General features: G+C 41.8%; 22 protein-coding genes. 9 read left to right on the forward strand and 13 right to left on the reverse strand.

Annotation, left to right across the window (positions count from 1 at the left end; genetic code table 11):
• Positions 1 to 138: 138 nt before the first annotated feature.
• On the reverse strand, positions 139 to 474 hold the full coding sequence (locus tag F0227_RS00770) for a hypothetical protein (RefSeq protein ID WP_171751239.1): 336 nt from the start codon (positions 472 to 474) through the stop codon (positions 139 to 141).
• A 217-nt stretch (positions 475 to 691) separates the two neighbouring features.
• On the opposite strand from F0227_RS00770, the gene F0227_RS00775 reads away from it, so the two are divergent.
• From F0227_RS00775 to rarD, 4 genes are all read left to right on the forward strand, one after another.
• A complete protein-coding gene (locus F0227_RS00775; protein ID WP_171751240.1) occupies positions 692 to 1,060 on the forward strand; it encodes a hypothetical protein in 369 nt (122 codons plus the stop codon).
• A gap of 107 nt (positions 1,061 to 1,167) precedes the next feature.
• Positions 1,168 to 1,848, forward strand: coding sequence for a response regulator transcription factor (locus tag F0227_RS00780; protein ID WP_171751241.1), 681 nt, complete (start codon positions 1,168 to 1,170; stop codon positions 1,846 to 1,848).
• The gene (locus tag F0227_RS00785; RefSeq protein ID WP_171751242.1) at positions 1,845 to 3,209 is read left to right on the forward strand and encodes a HAMP domain-containing sensor histidine kinase; all 1,365 of its coding nucleotides are present in this window, start codon (positions 1,845 to 1,847) and stop codon (positions 3,207 to 3,209) included. The genes F0227_RS00780 and F0227_RS00785 overlap by 4 nt, the downstream gene beginning before the upstream one ends.
• 221 nt (positions 3,210 to 3,430) lie before the next feature.
• On the forward strand, positions 3,431 to 4,345 hold the full coding sequence (gene rarD, locus F0227_RS00790; protein ID WP_171751243.1) for an EamA family transporter RarD: 915 nt from the start codon (positions 3,431 to 3,433) through the stop codon (positions 4,343 to 4,345).
• 15 nt (positions 4,346 to 4,360) lie between these two features.
• Here rarD and F0227_RS00795 read toward each other — a convergent pair whose 3' ends face one another.
• The 7 genes from F0227_RS00795 to yhfZ form a co-directional block, all read right to left on the reverse strand.
• Entirely contained in the window at positions 4,361 to 5,602 is a 1,242-nt protein-coding gene (locus F0227_RS00795) for a phosphopentomutase (protein ID WP_171751244.1), read from the reverse strand.
• Positions 5,595 to 6,761, reverse strand: a complete 1,167-nt coding sequence (locus F0227_RS00800; protein ID WP_171751271.1) for a YhfX family PLP-dependent enzyme — start codon at positions 6,759 to 6,761, stop codon at positions 5,595 to 5,597. Before F0227_RS00800 ends, F0227_RS00795 begins: the two co-directional genes overlap by 8 nt.
• A 138-nt stretch (positions 6,762 to 6,899) precedes the next feature.
• Positions 6,900 to 8,201, reverse strand: a complete 1,302-nt coding sequence (locus F0227_RS00805; RefSeq protein WP_171751245.1) for a YhfT family protein — start codon at positions 8,199 to 8,201, stop codon at positions 6,900 to 6,902.
• An 8-nt stretch (positions 8,202 to 8,209) separates the two neighbouring features.
• The gene (locus F0227_RS00810; protein ID WP_171751246.1) at positions 8,210 to 8,569 is read right to left on the reverse strand and encodes a DUF2620 domain-containing protein; all 360 of its coding nucleotides are present in this window, start codon (positions 8,567 to 8,569) and stop codon (positions 8,210 to 8,212) included.
• Between the two features lie 36 nt (positions 8,570 to 8,605).
• A complete protein-coding gene (locus F0227_RS00815; RefSeq protein WP_171751247.1) occupies positions 8,606 to 9,481 on the reverse strand; it encodes a phosphotriesterase-related protein in 876 nt (291 codons plus the stop codon).
• The gene (locus F0227_RS00820; protein WP_171751248.1) at positions 9,478 to 9,858 is read right to left on the reverse strand and encodes a hypothetical protein; all 381 of its coding nucleotides are present in this window, start codon (positions 9,856 to 9,858) and stop codon (positions 9,478 to 9,480) included. The genes F0227_RS00815 and F0227_RS00820 overlap by 4 nt, the downstream gene beginning before the upstream one ends.
• A 37-nt stretch (positions 9,859 to 9,895) precedes the next feature.
• Entirely contained in the window at positions 9,896 to 10,792 is an 897-nt protein-coding gene (yhfZ, locus tag F0227_RS00825; protein ID WP_171751249.1) for a GntR family transcriptional regulator YhfZ, read from the reverse strand.
• A gap of 332 nt (positions 10,793 to 11,124) precedes the next feature.
• On the opposite strand from yhfZ, the gene F0227_RS00830 reads away from it, so the two are divergent.
• Entirely contained in the window at positions 11,125 to 11,457 is a 333-nt protein-coding gene (locus F0227_RS00830) for a PBPRA1643 family SWIM/SEC-C metal-binding motif protein (RefSeq protein WP_171751250.1), read from the forward strand.
• Between the two features lie 252 nt (positions 11,458 to 11,709).
• A complete protein-coding gene (locus F0227_RS00835) occupies positions 11,710 to 12,537 on the forward strand; it encodes a transporter substrate-binding domain-containing protein (RefSeq protein WP_171751251.1) in 828 nt (275 codons plus the stop codon).
• A gap of 14 nt (positions 12,538 to 12,551) precedes the next feature.
• Here the strand turns inward: F0227_RS00835 and cyaB are convergent, their stop codons facing one another.
• The 4 genes from cyaB to zwf form a co-directional block, all read right to left on the reverse strand.
• Complete coding sequence (gene cyaB / locus F0227_RS00840) at positions 12,552 to 13,118, reverse strand: class IV adenylate cyclase (RefSeq protein WP_171751252.1); 567 nt, start codon at positions 13,116 to 13,118, stop codon at positions 12,552 to 12,554.
• Positions 13,119 to 13,258: 140 nt separating this feature from the next.
• Positions 13,259 to 14,707 carry a decarboxylating NADP(+)-dependent phosphogluconate dehydrogenase gene (gnd, locus tag F0227_RS00845; protein WP_171751253.1) on the reverse strand — a complete coding sequence of 483 codons (1,449 nt, stop codon included), beginning with the start codon at positions 14,705 to 14,707 and terminating at the stop codon, positions 13,259 to 13,261.
• Positions 14,707 to 15,432, reverse strand: a complete 726-nt coding sequence (gene pgl, locus F0227_RS00850) for a 6-phosphogluconolactonase (protein WP_171751254.1) — start codon at positions 15,430 to 15,432, stop codon at positions 14,707 to 14,709. The genes gnd and pgl overlap by 1 nt, the downstream gene beginning before the upstream one ends.
• 2 nt (positions 15,433 to 15,434) lie before the next feature.
• Entirely contained in the window at positions 15,435 to 17,012 is a 1,578-nt protein-coding gene (gene zwf, locus F0227_RS00855; protein WP_171751255.1) for a glucose-6-phosphate dehydrogenase, read from the reverse strand.
• A gap of 709 nt (positions 17,013 to 17,721) precedes the next feature.
• Here zwf and F0227_RS00860 point away from each other — a divergent pair.
• Entirely contained in the window at positions 17,722 to 19,059 is a 1,338-nt protein-coding gene (locus F0227_RS00860; RefSeq protein WP_171751256.1) for a dicarboxylate/amino acid:cation symporter, read from the forward strand.
• 162 nt (positions 19,060 to 19,221) lie between these two features.
• Here F0227_RS00860 and F0227_RS00865 read toward each other — a convergent pair whose 3' ends face one another.
• Entirely contained in the window at positions 19,222 to 20,049 is an 828-nt protein-coding gene (locus F0227_RS00865; RefSeq protein WP_171751257.1) for an SAM-dependent methyltransferase, read from the reverse strand.
• 574 nt (positions 20,050 to 20,623) lie between these two features.
• Here F0227_RS00865 and F0227_RS00870 point away from each other — a divergent pair.
• Positions 20,624 to 21,328, forward strand: a complete 705-nt coding sequence (locus tag F0227_RS00870) for a DUF445 domain-containing protein (protein ID WP_171751258.1) — start codon at positions 20,624 to 20,626, stop codon at positions 21,326 to 21,328.
• Between the two features lie 283 nt (positions 21,329 to 21,611).
• The gene (locus F0227_RS00875; protein WP_171751259.1) at positions 21,612 to 23,276 is read left to right on the forward strand and encodes a methyl-accepting chemotaxis protein; all 1,665 of its coding nucleotides are present in this window, start codon (positions 21,612 to 21,614) and stop codon (positions 23,274 to 23,276) included.
• Positions 23,277 to 23,396: the final 120 nt, after the last annotated feature.

Here is a 23,396-nt window from a genome sequence, read left to right on the forward strand (position 1 = left end):
AGAAACAGCGGAAGCTAGAGAGTTATCACTATACTCAAGTGACCTCAAGATACAGAATTCTGAGCAACATCAACAAGTTCAGTTCAAGAAAGATAATGGAAGGAATGGCATTCCCTTTCAAGATTATCTGCATACAATTCATATGATAAAACAGATTACCATGCTAACGAGTCCGGACAACAGCAGATGCCCACTTAAACGTCGATCAGATAATGATGATAATGAATGGACAGGAGGTAACTTACTGATCATTGAGGCTGCTTTTTTGGTACTAATATCAGGACTATTTTTCAGCGAGTGCCGCTCTTTTCCTGACACCATAAAGAAGCTAGCAAGCAACCACTGAGCGATAGCGGCATAGAAAAAATAGTCATTAACAAACACGAAAGTGAACCAATCTGTTAGCCACTCAATCAGAAGCAACATCAATAATGTCAAACCGTTGGATAACGCAACAAACCACAGAATCGCCATCAATACCCCTACTATTTCGCTTTTTTCTACCTTACCACATTAATTCTTATCGACTTATATGTTAATAAAAACAATATGTTAATAATTTTTCTAATCTCGATCGCGGACTATAGCTTAGATGAACAAATTGTAATCTTCCGTTTAGAGTAGATTTAAGCGTCTCTTTTAATATTGCTTTCAACCGCTAAACCGCCAGTAAGCAAAGAGAGAATACAATATGAAAAAAATCGCCATTATTACGTCAATTATTATTGGTGCGCTTTCTATTTCTGCATACAGCACAGCAGAAACCTCAGAGAGTAAAACCGATGTGACAACAGAACAAGTCGATAAAAAACCAGAGGTACTGGAATTTTGTAACAACAATAATAATTGTCAACGTTCGGATCGCTCTTCCGCTGAACAGTTTCACGCAGAAGAGAATACAGATTACCACCGACGCCATGATGTAAATGGCCATAATGCACATAATGGCGAGCGTAGCCATGAAAGTAGAGGGCATCACAATAGCGATCGACAGAAAGGTCATAACACGAACAGACATAACGATGGTAGCGGTATGCACTTATTTGGGACACATGGCTAATTATTAGTCAATGCAGCACCGATCATCCACATGCGACTCTAGCTAAATATAAGGTGACTGATTATAGTCACCTTATCTCATTCACTTTTGGATCAAACAGCAACAATATGAAAGTACTGTTAGTTGAAGATAATAACGATCAATCACAATTTATCAGCCAAAGTTTGCTTGAAGCGGGCCACCAAACCGACAACGCTCAAGATGGGCAAGCTGGTTTGCTGTATGCCATACAAAATCAATACGATGTCATTATTACTGATCGAATGATGCCAAAAATGGATGGTTTACAAATGCTTAAAGCGTTAAGAGCATCTGGCAATCACACACCTGTGCTAATACTGAGTGCATTAGATAGTGTCGAAGAGAGGGTGGAAGGACTAAGGAGTGGCGGTGACGACTACCTTATTAAGCCATTCGCGTTTAGTGAATTATTAGCTCGAATAGAAATTTTATCTCGTCGAGTGACTTCTTCACATAACGACGATCACCTTTTGCAAATAGATACACTAACGCTGGATCTATTCTCCAGAAAAGCATCACGAGCAAAACAGTCTATACAATTGAACACTCGCGAGTTTCAAATCCTAGAATATTTTATGACCAATGCTGGTCGTGTAATTACCAGAACCATGCTATTAGAACGGGTTTGGAATCATCATTTTGACCCACAAACCAATGTTATTGATGTGCATATTAGTCGGTTACGAAAAAAGATTGATCTCGATAGCGAACATCCCCTTCTTCACACAGTTCGTGGTGCCGGCTATATACTGGAACGACGAAAATGAAATGGCTAAATGACCCTTTTCGTGGTTTTCTAACTCTATATGGATTGCTGATCGTTATCAGCATCATTTTCTTGTTCTTTGCTAAACAAAATCTCAATGATTGGTTTTTAGAAAAAAGCGCCCGGCCATTGCTCGATGCACAACTAACCATTATTGAAAACAAGTGGTCGAATGAAGGTCCATCGTTGACTCGACGCTATCTCAAACAGAATGCAGCAACACTTTTTGACTACCAACTCTCCAAACCAACGACAAGCAAATCATTATCATGTTGTACCAGCAATAAAGAAAAGCATCACAAAACAATCCCAGAGAACAAGGAAGAGCGAAATCATCATTTTACGATTAACACCTTGACCAAAGGTGAGACGACGGAACATTCTGCCACGATTGCGACCATACTTCCCGCAGGAAACTATTGGCAACAACTCACCATATCTATAAACCTTGATTATTTTCAAGAGCAGTTCTCTTCGTTTAATGTATTAATCTACACCATTGTCACTATCCTATTATTGGGCTATTTAATTGCGCTCTTAGCGATCAACAAAATCAAACGACGCTTAGTCGATATAAACCAAACCAGCCAAGTGATTCGAAAACTTAATGATTTAACTCAAACCATTCCAGCCGATAACTTAACTGGCCCACTTGCTGAGACTATTGAACAGTTAAATTTAATGTTGATGGATATACAACACTCTGTCGATATGACTAAACAGCAAGCCAATAACATTGCTCATGACCTTCGCACGCCTCTTACTATGGTGTACAACAAGGTTCAGTTGCTTTCAGCACAACATCCGGATTTAGCTGAGCTAGAAGTCTTGTTAGGAAAACTGTTAAACACTTTTAATCTGTTATTAAGAATCCACCGACTTGAGTCAAATGGAGAGTCCGCAAAGCTTACCCGACTACCATTAAATGATATCGTTAATAATGTTACTGACCTTTACTTACCTGTTCTTGAAGAAAAGGAGCAAGTACTCACTTACAAAATAGATGGCAATATTAAAGTATTGGCAAGCGCTGATTTGCTATTTCAAGCTATCTGCAATGTGGTTGATAATGCCAGTAAGTTTAGCCCCAAGCATGCCCAAATTGAGATTTTCGCAGAGCAAAAAAATAGTTCCGTATCACTGTTTATTGCCGATCAGAGTGGCGGGGTAAATAGGCAAGAACAACAAAAGCTTTGCGATAAGTTTTATCGAAGCGACAGCAGTCGCCATTCAAATGGTAATGGCTTAGGGCTAAGCTTTGTTCGCGCAGCGATAGAAAGAATGGGCGGAACCCTCTCTATTACAAATAGAACAACCAATGGAAAAAGAGGATTATCTGTACAGATCACTCTAACTTGTTAGTCTCTTAATACCTCAACAAAGGTCACTAATGTTAACTATAAAAACAAACGCATTGACGAATAAATAGTAAAAACCCCTCAATTTTGCTAATTTGATCACTGTTATGCTCTAATTAAACAGTATTATTCATCGCATAGTCAACAATACTAACTTATAGTACCTTTCTTTAGTTAAAAACAAAAAGAAACGTCATTATTCACCCTTTTACGTAAGAAAACACTATGTCTAAAGCAGCTGTCGGGAATCTATTCTCCATCTCCGCGTTCTTTCTATGGGGGCTGATTCCACTATATTTCCAGTTCATCCCTCAAGCTGATGTCATTGAGCTATTATCCATTCGTATTGTTGTCTCAATCGCTCTAATGTTGCTGCTTATTCTGTTTTTCACAAAATCTCTCAAACAGGTGACGGCCGTATTTGGTGATAAAAAGACCCTTTTACTCTGCTTTTTCGCCGGAGCTATTAATACTATTTCGCTCTATAGCATGACATGGGCATTGACCAACGGCGATGTACTGGCGGTGAGTCTCGGCTATTTTATTAATCCTATTCTATCTGTGATTCTCGGCGTGCTGTTTTTAAAAGATAGACTGTCACTTGGTCAACGAGTTGCGGTACTGCTGTCGGTCATCGGCATCGGCTATCAAGTTTACTATTATGGTGAGTTACCATGGCTCTCTTTGGTAATGGCTGGCGCATTTGCTTTGTATGGCTTAATTAAGAAATTTATTAAGCTTGACTCTATTACGACCACTCTTTTTGAGCTAATCACATTACTCCCATTTGCTTTGGTTGTTATTTGGTTTGGTATAGAGGGTCAGAACTCTGTATTAACTTCCGGTGATTGGCAACAGCTCACATGGTATATAGGTGCTGCACCGGTTACGCTGTTACCTTTGGTTTTGTTTGCTATGGCTGTAGAAAGAACCACTCTGACCATGATAGGTCTCACTCAATACCTTGAACCTAGCTTACAGTTTTTGCTAGCAGTCTTTATCTTTGGTGAACTGTTTGAGCAAGCAAAGCTCGTGAGCTTTGCTTGCATATGGTTGGGATTATTTCTTTGTACCTTTGAAGCGACACTTGTAAAAAGTGGTTTGTGGGCAAAATACAGTGCGATTCGAGCGAGTCGATAGCTAACGTCAGCGACTTTAAACTAATCCATCAATGGCAATACCACTCTCAGGCAGAGAAGCGGAAAAAAAGCGGCACACGGATGCACCAACATCTGACATGGTTGTTCTTTGCCCCAATTCCAAACTAGAAACGCCTTTTTTATACACCAATAACGGGACTTGTTCTCGTGTGTGCTTAGTATGACCAATAAATGGATCATTGCCGTGGTCAGCCATCACCAACAAGAGATCTTGCTCGGTCAGTCGGTCAATTATGCCCGCAATGCCTTTATCTGCCTTTTCCAATACCCGCCAATACTGCTTAGGATCTTGTTGATGCCCTGCTAAGTCCGTTTCTTGAACATTCGCGCAGAAAAAACCGTGCTGTTCGACGAGCAAGTCTTGATGAAGTAGACGAAACACTTCATCGGTATCAACAATAGAGGTATAGGATTTTCCGTGTGGGTTCTGCACAATATCTGCTACCTTGCCATACAACCAAGTCGTAACACCGACCTTGTGCAATTGCCATGGCGCTTGAGTCATGGCGTCTACACCATAACCTAAATGGGCCACTTTAAACCCTTCCTCATACACACCGCTATCAGGAGAGTTAACACCAATATACGTTGCAACACCTTCACTGCTATTTTTGGTCTCGATGGCGTTAAAAATACTCTCCATTGATAACGGATTATCATCAAAAGTAATGTTGCCACCAAAAGCGATATTACGGCTGACGGAATTTGCCTTTCGTACTTGTTCAGCAATAGAGAGTAACTGATCAAAAGAGACCAAATTAAAGTTACAAGTAAGGTTATAAACTTGACCTAAATCGGCTTCTAAATTGTCACCAATTACAACGCCTTCATTAACCACCAATAAAGACAAGCCATCTTTATTACGGCGAGCAACACGATAGCCATGTTGCAACAACTGTTTTTCAATCCTATCCAGTGCGACTTGAAATGGTTGAACCAGCGGCGGTTTAGGGCAAGTTCCCATAATTTCTTGATGTCCCATAAAGGTATCCCCCCCCTCATGAGCCAAATTGGATCTGCCAGTGTTCGCCTTTGGATTGACCCTCATATTAGACTGATGACAAGCAACAATATTCTGTAACCCTAATGTTTCTAAAGTAGGTAAAGACTTCAATGGAAAATGTGCCAACAGCTTTCCAGCCGTATCTGAGCCACAATCTTGTGGCCTAACACGAGCGACATCCGGCATTTCACCGACACCAAAACCATCCAGCACCACCACCACAAATTTAGCCATTTGACACCTCGCTTCCTAATGCATCGTATAAGCCGAGCAGTGTAGGGGTGTTACTTGAAACTCCTTGAACGAGAGCCACATCGCTACGAGTAACAAAGACTTGAGTGCGAAAAGACATAATGACAGGCGCACCAATGGGGTGAAGGCCAGACAGCCGTAGATGATAATCTATGGCGTTGCTATCATCATTGAACACTGACACACGTTTAGCCTGCGAACCAGAAAACACCAGCGCATTCTCAAGCATGCCCCGGCGATAATAACCACCACCAAAACAATAACTGTTATTTGCATAATGATGAGACACCTCACTTAAATAGAGTGAAGCGATACGTTCAGTTTGCTCAGTAACCGCGTTGGCGGGCATGGTGCCCGTTAATGCATGTCCCGGTTCACCATGTGTACAACCATGGCTTGCAAGCAACGGTAAAGTCTCTATACAGGTTGAAGAAGGAGCGTTCACCTGACTGCACTCGATACCTAAGTCACTCAACAGCTTCTTCGCCTCAAGAAGAGTGGTTAAATTAGAGGTGGGCTGTGTTGTTCCAAGCGCCGCATCATATAAAAAGCAGGGGAAATGGGTAACCCCTGAAATCGTCACTCCCGGCATGGCTGTTATCTTCGACACCACATCATCAATATTGGATAATAAGAAGCCGGATTCTTGATTGACGTATAAACGATCTCGACTATGCAAAAATTTCAGTAACAGGCCCTGCTTCCTTCCTGCTTTTAACGCGGCATTTGATATTTGTTGCGCTTTCTCTACGCTATATACTGTAATGACTTCTGGTTGTATTTTGTTCACCAATAGATCGACCGTATGGCTGGGTGGTTGCACTAAATGGCCAACATTGGCGATGGGCAGACCATGACTCGCCATTCGTCGTGCTTCTTTAAAATCAACACATACAATACCTTCATAGCCGCACTGCTCCACCAATATCCGGGCAAGCAATGGGTTCCTGCCAAACTGCTTAGTCATTGCGTAAAGCCGTATTGAATATTTGTCAGCGACTCGTTTGAGCTGCTGTGCATTTTCTACAAACTGGTCCACATCAATGACCGTTGTATCCGGCAGCAATACTCCCTGATTAAATAACGAAACTGTGGCATTAATTAAATTGGGATTTTGCTTTTCTAAAGCATTTAAAAACATTTTCTCCCCTTTTTTAGACATAAGCTGACCCTACGCATCTGTTAAGACGCATACAGTTAATAACGAACATTAGCGTGTTGTATTAGTGGTTAATTAAAACTGAAGTCAGCTTAGCTATTTTTTAGTGACCGTTAATAATTAGATGGCGAATAAACCAACCACATGTAAAACATTCAATACTATTCCCGTTAATATCGCAGCAACCGCTGGTGCCGCTATTTTCAGAACAGGTCGTCCCATCACTTCGTTAAGGAAAAATAGCATTGCGAATATGGTGAACCCCGTTGTTGATCCCATTTTCATTACGGCTAATACACCACCAATTAATAAGGCAAACTCCATTAACGTATTCATTGAATTTCGGATATTATCCGACGCGTTTCGAATTGAAGGGAATTGTTCTAAGAATCGACCAATACCACGTAACAAAAATACTTCTGCACAAATGGTTATCGCACCCAAAACTGCCGCCACAGGTATGTTAGGAGACAAATACCCCACAACAAATACAAATGTCATACCCACAACACCATATACACCGGTAGCCAATGCAGTGGTCGCAATGAGAGGAATAAAGCCAAGACCACGCATAAATTCGGATAAAGCGACCTGCTTCATCGCAGCATCATGCGCAGCAGGGTCCGTCAATTTATACGCATCAGCCAGAGCGTAAATCGACACCTCTGAACCTGCAAAAATACCCCCGTTAGATACCGCAGCAATCAGCGCGCCCGTGACGGCTAAAAACGGCAGGTGCTTGACGATACGTTTGGTCCGCTCTTCAAACAAACTGTGCAGTCCTGACATATCGGGCGCTTCAATTCCCTGTTTTCGGTCAGAGAGATCTTTTCGTATGGCAAAGAACACCAGCATCAGCATGCCAGCAAATATTTGGATCGATTCGGGGTATATTCCAGTAAACTTTATCACCATCAAACGTGAGAACAGAATAACAACAGCGGCAATCGCACCGGATCGCCAACCAAATTGATAGAAGATAGCCAGTAACGGAAATAGAGCGAATGCAGACATGACCGGTGTACCCAGTTCACCTAATGCTCCTAACGCATCAACAGGCAACCCCGTCAATACTGTATTGACTGCCGCTAATGAAGTGACGACCAACACTCCCCATAACCCCCCCGCAGCCGCTGCCAGCCATCGGCTGCCAATCATTACCCCCAAAATATCCGTTGGCAAAAATAGTAACCAAGGATTGAGTAAGCCAGTAGAAAGAGTAAATGAGATGCCAACTGAAGCGACAAAGCCAATGGAGAGACCAAAAGCAACAGACCCTGCATCGCGACGAGTCATGTTCCCTTCAAACAGTTGAGGTAAAACGGGGCGAATCCCATCATGAAATACCGCCGCACTCATATTGGCAATTAACGCGGTCATTGCGCACAAAGCCGCAACAAGTCCTATATGCATAATATCCATGGTGTTTCCTATTTATCTGCGAGCATGCCAGCAAGCATAGGGACCGCGTGCTCAACATGTTCTAGTGATAATCCAAACGCAATGCATCCACTTTCTATATATTGCGCAACTTGTTCTGGTTTAGCTTGGATTGAGGGCTTAGCGATAGTGCAACATTGATCAAAACCGATAATGGCAATGGCCATTGCAAGCGCCCCACCCGCTCCGGTATTACAGCAGCCAATAAAGTAATCCACCTCTCCGGATTTCACCTTTAATGCGGCATCCATATCCGTCAAAATATGGCATTCAAATACTCCCGGTTCTGCTGCTTCTAACTGATCTCTGATCTGCTCTCTTTGCAGACCGGCGATAGCGATTTTTTTCATGATTTATCCTTCTTCTTTAATAGGCATATCTGCTGTTTAACCAAATAAACGGGCAGGGTTTTCCTTTAGCATCAATTCAATGTGTTGTTCACTTACTCCATAACGTTTTAATAGAGGAACAAACTGATCAATTAAGTAACTGAACCCGAGCCCTCCATTCGCTTTTAAATGTGACCGACGGGTTATATCCATTGATAACATCAGTTGAGATGAGTAGCCTCTCTCACACAAGGTCTGCAATGTCTGAGCACGACAAGAATCGGGGTAGTAACTGTTTTTTCCGATGGTATCGAACTGGACATAGCACCCTTGATCCAGCATCCATAAGAGGTCATCCAAATTGTCACGTAAATCGCAGTGGCCAATGGTGACTTTTTCTAATGAAGCGCCACAACTTTTCAATAACTCGATTTGTGCCCTTCCCATGGTACTCATCGATTGATGAGTGGAGATTGGCTTACCTGTTTCTAGTTGTGCCATCGCGGCGGCACGAAATACGTTTTTCTCAGTTTCACTAAAGCCGTTTTCACTGCTGCCAATTTCTCCGATAACACTGGCTTTTAGCGACGTGTGCTCAATGCCAACGTCTATTTCTTTAATCATGGTAGCGGCAATATCTGCCACACTCATTTGGTACAGCTCTGGCGGGAAAAAACCTTCGATGTAGTAACCCGTGGAGAGCAAAACATTAATGCCAGTATCTCTGATTAAATTTTCAATAAAATGAGGATTTCTGCCCATATAAAAGTTAGTTACCTCTACGATATTCCGCACTCCATGCGCTTGCAGATCTCGCATTTCATCACACAACAACTGGTATTGATCTAGACGGCAGTCAATGTTTTCTTTCTGCTCAGATAGATCAATATGTAAATGTTCATGGCAATAAGTGTACCCACTGCGATCAATCATAATGACTCCTGAACTGAAGCTGACAAGGTTAACTGACAGAGAGAATATATATTCGCTAACATATAGCTCTCTTCTTGCTCCGAAACCGACTCTAACCCCATCAGCTTCAGTGTTTTTTGGTGCAGTAATGATGTTCTTTTAAAATCATCATCATATATCTCTTGTAAAATGTCTGCGTCCAGCCCTTGAGCAATGGTGTTATTTTGCCAAATGCGGTCTGCCGCCCGAGCTAAATGCGTCAACACCATCTGATATTGCTCATTATCATGTGGTACACCAAGTTCATCATCGAGTAACTGCAACACTCGCAAACAACCGTCGTAGGCGCGCTGACTGATCACTTGCGTTTGCAGCAACAGTTCAAATCTTTGTTTCATTATTGTTCCTCATCGTGAATAGTCACTATTCTCACCATCAATAACTTGGAATTATTTTTTCATCAACAACGTCCCGTTGATGTTTTAACAGTTGGCTCAGCTTAAGTAACTGTCTCAGCACGGTGATTATCTGTGTTGACTCACCGTTGACCAACATTACCGCCTCTGACGCATCGCGACAGGCAGGCATGTCACTGAGCGATTTTTCGACAAGCCCGTATTTTTCCATTTCTATCGCTTCTGGTAACCAAACAACTGCATCAATATCACCATTGGTTAAGTGGGTTAAACTCTCGCCGTAGTGAATCTCGACAATGTCTATTTCCTTACCTTGAAATGCTTGGTTAGTGAGGATCTTCTGATCCGGTGAATCTGGATCAACCCCTACACGACGAATTGCATCATAGCAGCCTTCTTTGTAAATAAGTCGATGTTCATGAGAATAGGAACGTGGCCCTAAATCAATAGCAGTCACTAATCCACTTGCAAGCTCCCTTGCCGCCAGTTTTGACATTATCGCGATATCATAAGTACCGCTGCGTAAACATTCCGCTCTAACACTTGCCCCTCTCATATGAGCAAAATACAAAGGTAAGTCCCCAAGTTGAGCTTTAAGCCCACTTGCTAGGCCTTCGTAGTGGCGTGTATAAGGCAACGGCATCGCACACACAACATTACTAATTCCAGCGCAAGAAACCAGCTCTCGAAAGTTAAGTTGAGTAATAAAGGTGCCATTGCGTCCCTGTTTAGATAAAACAACCGCGCCTCGCTGTTCAATCGTTGTCAGCGCCTTTTGGATAAACCCTACAGAAACAAAAAACTCTTCAGACAGAGAATCAATGGTTCGCAAGCGGTCACCTTCCGAGGTTGTCATTAAGTACTGAGCAACACTCATGATCGCTGTGCCTTCTTTATTTATATACTTCACTGCCACAAATATTAATCCTCATTATTTTGAAGATAAAAATAGCAGCTATTATTTGTGATACAAAGTAGTGCATGAGTAAAGTGTGAAGCCAAGCAGATTTTGCGCTTATCCAGCAAGAGAGTATCGGTGTGCTATCAATAGCCATAAGGGTTGACTAATGCTGTACCGCTCCTTGTTTACGACTCTGTTTCATCAATTTCTTTCCGTAGAATGACGATGCCTTCAAATCAGTGCCTTGATCAGCAACCAATAAATTCTCGCTGAACAAGCATCTTGAGGTCACTTGAGTATATAATCCACGCCTCTAACCCACCAACGCTATTGGAAATAAGTACTCAATGTCTAAAATGTTCTTTAAAGGTCGAATCGAAACAAGACAAAACCATGTCATGTCTGGTTACAACGTTAAGCGCGATGTAAAGGCCGGATCTGACGAAGCGCCGGTCGCGGTAACGGTTCAAACAGAAACTCGCAAACAAGAGATTGAAGCGATCGCAGCAGAACATGCCATTGCTGTAGATATTACTGTTGACGATACGCAAGCAGAGAACACTATTGAGTTAGATACTGTGTTAAGCAAACCCAAAACCGTAACGAATGAGAAAACGCCAAACCGCAATGAACCATGTTTATGTGGCAGTGGGAAGAAGTACAAAAAATGTTGCGGATAATCTGCTAGTTCTGCCATACCGTTTAATACGCCTGCGTGGTGGTAACTGACATTATCACCACCGTATGAACCGCATTTCTATTTTACGGCCTTTAAAACGCGCCTCTTTTTACCGAATGCTCTCTTGAAGATAACTCATTGATGCCAATTAAAATTTTCTTTTTTGAGAGCTGCAGCCTATATCAAATGGTTGACCTAACCATCATTAGCATCAATACTTTGTAATCCTTTATAAAGTTAGGCTAATTCCTCGATGTTAAGGCACAAGACATTCTCTCTCCCTAGACTGACTTACATAATAAATGTTTTACTATTCTCTGTTATCTATTGTGCGGCAACCGCCTCTGCTTCCTCTAACATTATGCCTAAATCCCTTAGCGCCGCGACACTAGAGTATCCACCCTATGAATACACCGTTGATGGTGAACCCCATGGTATTGCTGTAGAAATCATTCAAGAAGCGGTAAAAAGAACAGGAGTTGAGCATCTAGAGTTTCATTTCTTTCCTTGGAAAAGAGCCGTCTATTCAGTAGAAAATGGACATAATGATATTTTATTTAATGCAGGGAAAAATCAAGCGAGACAAGAGTGGGGGCACTATGTAGACACCACGCTCATTTTGCAAAAATATGTCCTGTTTAAAAGAAGAAATGATGATATTACGGTTAATTCCAACTTTGATAATGTTGAAAACTACTCCATTGCGGTACGTTTAGGTTACTTATACGGCTCAGGAAAATTGCGTCAATCCATTGATAATAATAATTTTCTTAGAGTTGAACAGAGTAAGTCCACTCAGCAGAGCATCGATATGCTATTAGCCAACAGAGTCGATATGTTGGTTGGCGACTATCTACCTGTTATGCATTACATCAAAAAAAATAACTTACAAAATAGAATCGACATTATCAAACGGCCTGACATACCAACAGAGAATATGGTGGTACTTACTTGGCCAACTTACATGCTATTTAATAAAGATCGAGTTCCAAAACGTTATATCCGACAGATCAATTTAAATATGGAAGAGATGAAAAAAGACGGTTTTATTGACGCTGTGTTTGATAAATATCGCTATTAGCGACCATATTTATATCATTTGGTTTTTGCCGCTTCTGCGTACTCTGTAAAGAGGGTTCGATATGATTTATGCTCCAAATTGACACTCTCCAACTGAAAACGACGAGCAAGATCGATGAGCTCAGCTCTGTATTGCTCTAACCGCGTTTCATCGTCGGTCATTATGGCAAACTCGGCAAAATCCCCTACTCCAGGCAACTGATCTAAAGTGAGATGAAATTCACCAATAAAGTAAATACTTCGCTGTTTCTTCATCTGTAATACACAATCGAACCCCATGGTTTTGAGCATGCTTCTTGCCATCTTTGCATCTGTTATATTGTTCGCTTCACAACGGTCCACTTCTGGTCCTTTAACAATCCATAGCTTAATGCCGGACGGTTCCATTTCTCGAATACAAAGGCTTTTATTCTCCATGAGTAACTGCTTATCCGCAGTATCGAAATAGCAGTCCGACTCTATGTTGTCTTCCAGCATGGTTTGGTAATCCATAGAGTGTAGTTGCTTCAAAAACGCCTCTCGCGATGGTAAACGATACTTCAACTCAACTTCGAACTTACCTTTAAAATGGTCGCTGCTCATTACTTATGCACTCTCTACTAGTTCTGCAAATATTTATCGGTTTTTCGCTATCTGGCTTACCAATGTCACCGTAGGCAAATAGCAGACGCAATATAACAAAAAGGCGATCAAATGACCGCCTTTACCCTGAGCAATTTTACCTATACGTCATACGTTGTTGATGCGGTATCGCCGCCAGTGCCCGTCCAATTAGTATGGAAGAACTGGCCTCTAGGCTGGTCGATACGTTCATATGTATGTGCACCAAAATAGTCACGTTGTGCTTGCAACATATTTGCTGGCAACCTTGCAGTGGTGTAACCATCTAGGAAGGTTAACGCTGAGGTCATTGTTGGCATAGGCAGGCCGATCTCTAAAGATTTAGCTGCGACTTTACGCCATGCCGGTAAGCTTGATTGCAAGATATCTTTAAAGTAAGGATCTGACCCGAGGAATTTAATCTCTGGATTGGCTTGATAAGCATCACGAATATTACCAAGAAATGCACTACGGATGATACAACCGCCACGCCACATTAAGGCCACACTACCATAATTAAGTGACCAATCGTTCTCTTCTGATGCTTCACGAATCAACATAAAACCTTGCGCGTAGGAGATAATCTTAGAGGCGAGTAGCGCTTGACGTACCGCTTCGATCCACTGTTGTTTATCCCCTTCAATAGGCTGAATGGTTTTTGCAAATTCTACTTCTGCTTCAACACGCTGATCTTTCAATGCCGACAAACAGCGAGCAAATACTGACTCCGTGATTAACGTTAATGGAATACCAAGATCAAGAGCGTTAATACCGGTCCATTTACCGGTGCCTTTTTGCCCTGCTGTATCGAGTATTTTCTCCACCAGCGGCTCACCATCTTCATCTTTGTGGCCTAAAATATCCGTGGTGATATCGATTAAATAGCTGTCTAGCTCTGTGGATTTCCACTGTTCAAAAATGCTCTGCATCTCATCATGAGACAAACCAAGGCCTTCTTTCATAAAGTGGTATGCTTCACTAATAAGCTGCATATCACCGTACTCGATACCGTTGTGCACCATCTTAACAAAGTGACCAGATCCATCTCGACCTACCCAATCACAACAGGCTTCACCATCTTCAGTCTTTGCCGATATCGCTTGGAATATAGGCTTAACTGCTGGCCATGCCTCTTCTGAACCACCCGGCATAATAGAAGGACCAAATCGAGCACCTTCTTCGCCACCCGATACACCAGTACCAACATAGTAGATACCTTGTTGTTCCAAAGCGGCAACACGGCGATTTGTATCAGGATAATTTGAGTTACCACCATCTATAATGATGTCACCTTTATCTAGCAAAGGAACGAGTGCGTCAATAAAGTGATCAACCACATCGCCAGCTCTGACCATTAGCATTATTTTTCGTGGAGTCTGCAACTTGGAAACAAGATCTTCCATTGAAGAGGCACCGATAACATTGGTTCCTTTCGCTGCTCCTTGCAAAAACTCATCGACTTTAGATACAGTGCGGTTAAACGCCACAACGTTAAAACCGTGATCATTCATATTCAGTATCAGGTTTTGCCCCATAACAGCCAAACCAATTACACCAATATCACCTTTCATTATTTCTCTCCTTTTACAAGCAAGCTTGCTGCCTGTGAATCTAAGTACCACTCTGTTTGACCGTGGCTAGATACAATTTTTGCAGCCGGATACGGAAGCGCATCCGCTGGCTGCTGTTGAATTTGTTGTACTACTTTCGCCTTGCTTTCTCCCAAGACTAAGTAGGTAATACGTTCTGCATTCGCTAATAAACGAGCGGATTTCGATACTCGAAGTTGCCCACTCTCAGGGTGCGACGCGACCAGTGTTAGTGCAGGTTCATCGAAATTAGTTTGGTTGGGAAACAGAGACGCGGTATGCCCGTCGGTTCCCATTCCTAGCACTATCCAATCAAAAGCGGGTAATCCACGTTTTGCCGGAATCACTTGTGTCATCTCATCGGCGAAACGAATGGCCTCTTGCTCTGGATCATTTTCACCTAAGATACGGTGTATGTTCTCTGCTGGAATATTAATGTGCTGAAACAGCAGATGGTTTGCGTCACCATAATTGCTTTCAGGATCATTTGGCGCAACACAACGTTCATCTCCCCACCAAAAATGGAGATTTTGCCACTGAATTTTTTCGGCATAAGGTGAAGAAGCCAGACTCGCAAACAGCTGTTTAGGCGTACTGCCTCCAGAAAGAGAGATGTGAACAGCTCGTCCTTGCTGGCTATAACGCAGCAAGGAGTTCGCTAAGGTTTCGATTACTTTTTCAGCAGTCTCAAATAGTTGATAGTTCATGGTTATAACTCGCAGTATTCGGTATTAGTTAAGTTTTTACATGGGAAACGCCAATCGCGACCGTCATCTTTAAGCAAATCATCGGCTTCTTTTGGTCCCCACGTACCCGCCGCATAGCCAAATAGGTGTTCTGGGTTTTCTTTGTGCTTAAGAATAGGCTCAACAAACTGCCAACACGCGGTTACCGCATCGGTACGAGCAAACAGAGTGGCATCACTCTTCATGCAATCAAGAATCAGGCGCTCATAAGCGGTTAGCATATTGGTCTCTTCCAGCTCGTTGTAACGGAAGTCCATTGACACTTCTTTCGCTTTAAAGCCGGCACCAGGCTCTTTAAGCCCAAAACTCATTAATATCCCTTCATCTGGCTGAATACGAATAATCAGTTTGTTCTCCGGTGCATTGACACCAAAAACGGGATGAGGTGTTTTCTTAAAGTGAATCACCACTTCTGTGACTCGGGTTGGTAATCTTTTGCCTGTGCGAACATAAAAAGGCACACCGTTCCAGCGCCAGTTATCAATAAACATCTTTAACCCTACATAGGTCTCTGTTCTTGAATCTTCGGCTACACCGGGTTCATCTCTATATCCCAGCAAGTCTTCACCCCGAACGTAAGAGTTAGTGTACTGCCCTAGTACAAGGTTCTTTTGTAGATCGTCGTCGGTAAGCGGTCTAAAGCATTGCATCACTTTTACTGCTTCATCGCGCATTGAGTCCGCATTAATGACCGATGGAGGTTCCATTCCTACCATAGCCAACACTTGTAATAGATGATTCTGGAACATATCTCTTACAGCGCCAGCGCCATCGTAATATCCCCCTCGCTCTTCTACCCCAAGAAACTCAGCAGCGGTAATTTCTACGTGGTCGATGTAATTGCGATTCCATAGCGGTTCAAACATCGCGTTAGAGAAACGAAGGACTAATAAGTTCTGTACTGTCTCTTTCCCTAGATAGTGGTCAATGCGATAGATTTGATGTTCTTGAAAGCAGTTATGAATTTGTTGATCTAACTCTTTTGCTGATGCCAAATCGTAGCCAAACGGTTTTTCGACAATCAGATTTTTCCAGCCTTGCACTTCTTCATTAAGGCCATGAGCAGCTAAACATTGAGGTATAACACCATAAAGGCTCGGTGGCGTGGATAGGTAATAGACCGTATTGCCACCGGTATTGTGCTGCTGATGCAGATCCGCTAAACGAGATTTGAGGTTAGCATACTCATCAACATCTGAAGTATTTAGCGGTTGATAATAAAGGTGCTGACAGAAAGCTTCTACTGCTTGCTGCTCTACTTGCTCATTTTCAACCAATGCTTGCATCATTTTCTGCTGGAACTGTTCATCACTGAACACCGTTCGGCTCACACCCAACACAGCAAAATCTTCTGGTAGCATATTATTAGAATATAAATGATATAAAGCAGGAATAAGTTTTCGGTGCGTCAGATCACCAGAAGCACCAAATATAACAATGACATTATTATCTGGCGTATTGCTTTCTGATGTATTGCTTTCCGATGAATTGCTGTCCTGAGTGTTGATATCTGGACTAACTGTACTTTCTAAATTTTTCATATTTTTCTCACACAGTAAATCGTGCATCTTTTCCAAGGTTTCAATAAAGACCTAACAAGAGCTCTATACTCAAATCGCTACGGTCTGTTGATCTTTAAGCCACTAGCATTGTCCAATCGAAAATCGGCTTGAACAAGGTCAACAGTCCGCAATCATCTTAACGCTGTTACCGGTAACTTAATAGATCTGTTTACCATAATTTATTCGATTGATTCATTGATTTTTTTTCATAATCAAAACACTTGACCTTACCAGCTAACTAAAAAACCCCTGTTTTTTGCTTTATATTCATGCTTTTGAATAAGGTTTTGCTAGGAACAACTGCGTTTTGTTGGTTATTTTTTGTCAACCATGTATATACAAAGTTAACCTAGGTCACATTATTTCACCTCATTACAGAAACATGACATCTGTAAAAACGTGTTAATCAGTCATTAATAACGCCAAAACGAACAAAAAATCACCAACAGAAAAGACCCAAACCACAATACTCACTAACCTTTTGATTATTAGGCAAATTAACACTTGGGAGCCATGTCAAACTTTACAGTTCATTGTGATATATAATTGCTAAAACCCATTAACAATTTCTAAACATTCTCTATTTTTTGCCATTTTGACATATATAAATCTAAAGATGTCAAGATTGTCGGAACAAAAAATTTACCGTACTCTGCTCGGCCGAAATATAAGATGTTAAGGTGAAATAATGGATGGAAATAACAAAAAACTGTCTCTGACAAATAGAGTTCTTCTAGGGATGGTATTTGGGATTCTCACAGGATTAGCAATCCGAACATTTTTCGATGGCAATGCTTTTATCGACACATATGTGGTAAATGGATTTTTAGATGTAGGCGGAAAGATCTTTATTGCAAGCTTAAAAATGCTTGTTGTTCCGCTGGTATTTGTCTCACTGGTTTGTGGAACCAGTTCTCTCAAGGATGTTGCTACACTAGGCCGTCTTGGCGGTAAAACACTACTGTTTTATATCACAACGACCGCAATTGCGATCTCCCTTGCACTATTTATGGGTTCAGTCTTCCAACCCGGTGCAGGTGCTGACTTAACGGCAGCAGGGAGCTTCGTAGCAAAAGAAGCGCCTTCGTTAGGTGACGTCATTATTCAGATGTTCCCGACTAACCCAATCAACGCAATGGCAGAAGGCAAGACGCTACAAATTATTGTGTTCGCTATTTTGTTCGGTATTGCTATCAGTTTATCTGGTAAAGCCGGAGAACAAGTTGCGTCAATGTTTAGCGCGCTTAACGAAGTCATCATGAAGCTGGTTGCGTTACTCATGAATATTGCTCCATACGGCGTATTCTTCCTAATGTCTAAGCTATTTACTGGTTTAGGGCTAAGCGCTATCGTCAACCTAGCTGAATACTTTGTGGTGTTAGCTGCAACGTTACTGATACATGGACTGCTTACTTACAGCTTTATGCTGAAAACATTTGCAAACCTAAACCCGATTACTTTCCTTACAAAAATGAAAGATGCGGTCATGTTTGCATTCTCGACGGCGTCATCTAATGCAACGATTCCAGTTACAATGGAAACGGCAACTCACCGTCTGGGTGTTAGCAATAAAGTAGCGTCATTCACTGTGCCTTTAGGCGCAACGATAAATATGGATGGTACGGCGATAATGCAAGGGGTAGCCACTGCATTTATCGCTCAAGCGTTTAATATTGACTTAACCATTGGTGATTACTTAACCGTCATCTTTACTGCTACTTTAGCATCAGTTGGTACTGCCGGCGTTCCCGGTGTTGGCTTGATCATGCTGGCTATGGTGTTAAACCAAGTAGGCCTGCCGCTAGAAGGTATTGCGCTTATTATGGGTGTTGACCGTCTACTCGATATGATCCGTACTGCAGTCAATATTACTGGTGATAGCGCGGTAAGCTGTATTGTTGCTAAGTCAGAAAACGAGTTAGATATCACACGCTTTCAAGACCCACATGCTGGTGAAGAGGAAGAAGAGATTCACTTTGACCACCATGAAGAAGAGAAACAACCTGAGCTTTCTCGTCAGCAGTAAATCGCTCACTTAGTTCAACTAAAGGCCAGAAAGAGTCACTCTTTTTGGCCTTTATCTTATCTATCGTTGTAGCTCCATCAAACAACCAACTTATGTGCCTGTCCTAAAACTACTCCTGTCTTAAAACTACTGCACTCTAATAAAACAGTCCGTACAGAACGGTTAATTAGATGTTTGATCGAATGATGAAACTAATCCAAGTTCAACCAATTTCCCTTCCAAATAAGGTCGAAGATTATAAGCACTACGAAGGTGTTTATATTGACCGAAAATAGCATCGGCATTTACAAGTTGTTTCTTATGCGCTCTGATCATTAAGTTCTTATCTGTAGCTCGGGTAGATACGAATTCAATCACATCAACATCATAAGATCGCATTTCTAATAGAAGTGCTCTCATCGAATCTAACACCATGTAAAGAAGCCGATCTTTAATAACACTATGTTTGGTTAATCCCCTAGTGCTTACATATGATTGCATTTTGCCTTTAACGCTGTGTTGGCAACATGAAACAGAAAGGATGTGCTTAGCATTATTTCTTAGCCCAAGTAGCATAGCTTTGTCGGTCGCAATGTCGCAAGCGTGCAGTGAGTACGCAACATCAATGGGACCGTTATGCGTATATTGTTCAATATCGGCAGTATGAAAATGCATTTGAACGAAACCAATTGACTCAGCAAAGTCGCGATTTTTGTTCATCAATGCCTCATTGATATCAATACAGTGGATTCGAACTGGTCGCTGCACTACATAGTGATAGTAGTAATACACGATAAAACTCAGATAACAGTTACCTGCGCCACTATCAACAAACACGAGTTCCCTTTTGTGAGAATACTTTCTTACTTGCGAATGAATCACTTCCAAAAACGCAATTATCTGCTCAACCTTTCTGATTTTATTGGATTTATTGTTTCTTTGTGGTGTAACCAAACCCAACTTCTGAGAGAACTCACAAAGTTGAGTTTTTATGTCATGCTCAATTAGCATGCCGCCTCCTAATATAGGGGGTGCATAACTGGTTATAAAGGCTAGCTTTAGAGAGTAGATATGTTGGGAATGCCAAGCAAAAGAAACCATCTTTTAGATAGACCTTTACAAAACAGCAAGCACACCCATAACTACACGTATATGGTATATAAAACTCCTCGACAGAAATAACGTCGAGTCTATTGGTGTACTGATATTCTGTAATCGATTTATCTAGGCTCCAGAATCCCCGCCTTAAAAAGGTCTAGTTACTCCGGATCGGCATCTCCTGCTAAATGAACGGATTTATGCATAAGCACTTCGAAACGAGATGATCTTATTCCTCCTCTAATCCAAGATCAAGCCATTTTCTTATCTTAATAATCGTTCTAGATACACGGCGATTTGAATGAGATAAACTTGCTCAGAAATAACACCATCTTGACTATTTTAAATGTGTTATTTCAAAACATATAGAGGTGCCTAAATCTACTCTGTCTATTGCAAATTTGAACTTAATAACCTCAATGCTTTATTTCCTTGCGTATCTTCTCTAAAATCTCGCTCACAAATTACCTTCTCATCAATTAAAACAATGAATAAAAGCTTAGTTACCAATGTTATTACCCTGCTTATACTAGCCATTGGCTATCAAACTCAACAAGAGATCTTACTGTACGCTGGCTTGTTTGCTTTTTCTGGTGCAATAACCAATTGGTTAGCGGTTCATATGTTGTTTGAAAAAATACCCGGGCTGTACGGCTCTGGTGTTATACCTGCAAGATTTGAAGAGTTTAAAGCCGCGATTAAAACTTTGATGATGGAGCAGTTTTTTACCAACGAAAATATTGATCGCTTTCTGAACCAAGAGTTAGCTGGTAGCAGCACCCTTGACTTAGCTCCTGTCGTGAACAGTATCGATTTTGAACCGACTTTCGACTCATTAGTGGAAGTTATTGCTAACTCCTCTTTCGGTGGTATGTTGGCCATGGTAGGTGGAACCGAAGCTTTGCAACCTCTCAAAGAACCCTTTGTAGAGAAGATGCAACAATCGGTAGTAGAAATAAGCCAGAGCGATTCAGTTAAATCGGCTCTTAAAGACCAACTAGAGCAGCCAAAAATGCTGCAAGAGATTCAAGTGAATATCGAAAATATAATCGATCAGCGCTTAAACGAACTGACCCCTAAGCTGGTCAAAGAGATGGTACAGGACATGATTAAGCAACATCTTGGTTGGTTAGTTGTTTGGGGTGGAGTCTTTGGTGGTTTGATCGGTGTTGTATCGTCATTTATTGCCTAATTACCAGCGTAATAACGAAAAGTCACTCTAAAACGGCCAAACTAAAACTCAATACGATGAAACTCACTGAAAATTGGCAGAATTATCAATTCAATTCTGTCAATTTTGCTGCACTATTCCATTAATTTTCACCTTGTTTGTTAGTGATAATATTGTTTTTTCACTAAATAACTACTCAGATCTCATTTACTTCATTTGTTTGTCCTAAATTTTCTGTAACTAGTCAAAATTAGTACTTTTTGACTAAACTAATAACAATAAAAGAAAGTTATTAGGATATAAGATGAACCTAACAATAAAAGCACGCTTATATATACTTGCCATTTTGCCCCTACTACTGATTGCTTTAGGCAATATGTACTTTACTCGCGCTGAGCTAAAAGAACTGAATGATGGGCATATGACTTCATCTCGTGCCAGCATGATGCAAAGCAAACAAGATGAGCTCAAATCCTACCTTGATATCGTAGATACCGTTCTTGCACCATTGAAAGCCAGAAACGCCACACGTGAAGAAGCTATTGCTGCACTTTTTAGTATTAAGTACGGTAAAAATGGTTACTTTTTTGGTTACGACTCCAAGGCAATTAGACTGTTGCAAGGCCAAAGTGAAAAAGGGTTGGGAGATAGTTTTTGGAATCTCAAAGACGTGAATGGATTCCTATTGCTGCAAGACATTATTAAACAAGCCAAAAACGGTGGCGGTTACACGACTTACTATTTTCCAAAACCTGGTGAAGATAAACCGTCACCAAAACTCTCTTATTCCATCTACGTTCCACAATGGGATCTGATTGTGGGGACAGGCTTCTATATCGATGGTGTCGATAAAGCGATGTTAGAGATGGAACAAGGCTCCGATGCGCTTGCCAAATCAGCACTTATCACCATAGCAATCGCAACCCTTGTAATCGTTGTTTTTGTGGGTATTTTCGCGGTAATTGTTAATCAAAGCATTATTCGCCCATTGAATATGTTTGACCGTTCTATTGCCTCATTTGCTTCAGGTGACGCCGACTTAACGGCTCGAATGGACAATTTTGCCATTCCTGAATTCAATCAGCTCAGTACCAATTTTAATAAGTTTGTCGCCAGCCTCCAGTCGATCATCGGCAACGTCAGTCAAGTTAGCCAAGAGGTCGTCAGTGAAACAACCGATATGTCAGGGAGGGCTTCTCAGGTTGACCAGCTCGCATCAGGACAAAGAGAAGAGACCGAACAGGTTGCCGCAGCAATGACCGAGATGACAACCACGGCAAGCGTTATTTCTGATAATGCATCACACGCGGTAGAGTCGGCTAAATCTGCCGAAGATAACTCTTCTGAAGCGATGAGAATTGTTACCGCCGCTGCAACTTCGGTAGAAGCGTTAGCCAACGATGTCGAACAAGCCAATGAAGTGGTGTCTCAGTTAGAAGGGGATGTACAAAACATTTCCACCTCACTAGAGGTCATTCAGGACATTGCCGAGCAAACCAACTTACTGGCGTTAAATGCTGCCATTGAGGCTGCCCGTGCTGGCGAGCAAGGACGTGGATTTGCGGTAGTAGCAGATGAAGTTCGTAAGCTTGCTAGCCGTACTCAGGAGAGTACTCTTGAAATTCATGAGATGATTCAGCAACTGAAAGCCGCGTCTGATGCAGCGGTTCAAACCATGGAGAAAAGCCGTTCACGCAGTTCACAAACCGTAGAGGAAGCGAATTCTGCCGCAGCGGCATTAACTAAGATTCAGCAATCCATTAATGTGATTTTGGAAATGAACGCTTTAATTGCGACCGCTACCGATGAACAGAGCCAAGTGGGGCAAGAGATTTCCGAACGGGTTGAAGTGATCTCTAATCAAAGTAATCAATCTGCCCAGCTTGCTAACGACAATCGCAACGGTAGCCAACAACTCAACGATAAGGCGCAACAACTTTCTGAATTGGTTGGTCGCTTTACCATCTAACCTCTCCAGACAAGTTAAGTAAATAATCCACCTGCAGAGCAGGTGGCTTTGACTGGCCCCCTATAAGGGGGCTTATTTAACTATCGAGCCCTAACAACATCTGGCGCTCTTCTTCTTCCT

Source organism: Vibrio sp. 99-8-1 (genome assembly GCF_013114595.1).
In the GTDB taxonomy this organism is placed as follows: domain Bacteria; phylum Pseudomonadota; class Gammaproteobacteria; order Enterobacterales; family Vibrionaceae; genus Vibrio.

Bases quoted from the DNA above. Each gene is read 5' to 3' on its own strand.
- F0227_RS00800 (WP_171751271.1), bottom strand. From the start codon at position 6,761: ATGTTTTTAAATGCTTTAGAAAAGCAAAATCCCAATTTAATTAATGCC.
- F0227_RS00795 (WP_171751244.1), bottom strand. From the start codon at position 5,602: ATGGCTAAATTTGTGGTGGTGGTGCTGGATGGTTTTGGTGTCGGTGAA.
- F0227_RS00770 (WP_171751239.1), bottom strand. From the start codon at position 474: ATGGCGATTCTGTGGTTTGTTGCGTTATCCAACGGTTTGACATTATTG.
- F0227_RS00775 (WP_171751240.1), top strand. From the start codon at position 692: ATGAAAAAAATCGCCATTATTACGTCAATTATTATTGGTGCGCTTTCT.
- F0227_RS00780 (WP_171751241.1), top strand. From the start codon at position 1,168: ATGAAAGTACTGTTAGTTGAAGATAATAACGATCAATCACAATTTATC.
- F0227_RS00865 (WP_171751257.1), bottom strand. From the start codon at position 20,049: ATGCTAATTGAGCATGACATAAAAACTCAACTTTGTGAGTTCTCTCAG.
- F0227_RS00810 (WP_171751246.1), bottom strand. From the start codon at position 8,569: ATGAAAAAAATCGCTATCGCCGGTCTGCAAAGAGAGCAGATCAGAGAT.
- F0227_RS00805 (WP_171751245.1), bottom strand. From the start codon at position 8,201: ATGGATATTATGCATATAGGACTTGTTGCGGCTTTGTGCGCAATGACC.
- cyaB (WP_171751252.1), bottom strand. From the start codon at position 13,118: ATGAGCAGCGACCATTTTAAAGGTAAGTTCGAAGTTGAGTTGAAGTAT.
- F0227_RS00875 (WP_171751259.1), top strand. From the start codon at position 21,612: ATGAACCTAACAATAAAAGCACGCTTATATATACTTGCCATTTTGCCC.
- F0227_RS00815 (WP_171751247.1), bottom strand. From the start codon at position 9,481: ATGATTGATCGCAGTGGGTACACTTATTGCCATGAACATTTACATATT.
- F0227_RS00830 (WP_171751250.1), top strand. From the start codon at position 11,125: ATGTCTAAAATGTTCTTTAAAGGTCGAATCGAAACAAGACAAAACCAT.
- F0227_RS00835 (WP_171751251.1), top strand. From the start codon at position 11,710: ATGTTAAGGCACAAGACATTCTCTCTCCCTAGACTGACTTACATAATA.
- F0227_RS00820 (WP_171751248.1), bottom strand. From the start codon at position 9,858: ATGAAACAAAGATTTGAACTGTTGCTGCAAACGCAAGTGATCAGTCAG.
- F0227_RS00860 (WP_171751256.1), top strand. From the start codon at position 17,722: ATGGATGGAAATAACAAAAAACTGTCTCTGACAAATAGAGTTCTTCTA.
- pgl (WP_171751254.1), bottom strand. From the start codon at position 15,432: ATGAACTATCAACTATTTGAGACTGCTGAAAAAGTAATCGAAACCTTA.
- F0227_RS00785 (WP_171751242.1), top strand. From the start codon at position 1,845: ATGAAATGGCTAAATGACCCTTTTCGTGGTTTTCTAACTCTATATGGA.
- zwf (WP_171751255.1), bottom strand. From the start codon at position 17,012: ATGAAAAATTTAGAAAGTACAGTTAGTCCAGATATCAACACTCAGGAC.
- F0227_RS00870 (WP_171751258.1), top strand. From the start codon at position 20,624: ATGAATAAAAGCTTAGTTACCAATGTTATTACCCTGCTTATACTAGCC.
- gnd (WP_171751253.1), bottom strand. From the start codon at position 14,707: ATGAAAGGTGATATTGGTGTAATTGGTTTGGCTGTTATGGGGCAAAAC.
- rarD (WP_171751243.1), top strand. From the start codon at position 3,431: ATGTCTAAAGCAGCTGTCGGGAATCTATTCTCCATCTCCGCGTTCTTT.